Genomic DNA, 529 nt, shown 5'->3' with positions numbered 1-529 from the left:
TCGATGCTATCGCGCAAGTATTTACTCGTATCGAGACGCAAAACTACTCCCCTGACCGCTCTAGTGCTACCAGTAAACTTGATTTAAAAATTGTTATTGATTGTCTAAATGGAGCGACCAGTAGGATTGCACAGCCCTTATTTGAACGCTTTTGTCAGCAAGTCATTGTGCTAAATGATATTCCGGACGGTAACTTTCCGAGAGGTAATCCAGACCCCACTGAGCCTAACCGTCTGGCAGAACTGCAGCAAACCGTTATTATTAATGAAGCAGATATGGGTCTGGCTTTTGATGGTGATGGTGATAGACTGATGATCGTCGATAACAGCGGTAAGGTCGTGACCCCTGATCATCTATTGTATTTGCTAGCGCGAGTCGCCATTGTAGAGCGTCCTATATACAATAAAAAGCCCAATACACCGCAGGTTTTATTTGATGTAAAGTGCTCTCATCATTTGGCACGCTTACTCAAAAAGCTTGATGCAGTACCAGTCATGAGTAAGACGGGTAGTAGTTTACTGCGCCAACA

At 44.0% G+C, this 529-nt stretch carries 1 pseudogene; it reads left to right on the top strand.

Going from position 1 to position 529, the window contains the following annotated elements:
- Positions 1–529: pseudogene (locus tag ACS8FD_RS24285) on the top strand (phosphomannomutase); the annotation flags it as partial.

Source organism: Psychrobacter sp. 1U2, from assembly GCF_051847575.1.
This window is presented reverse-complemented; position numbering and strand designations above follow the sequence as displayed.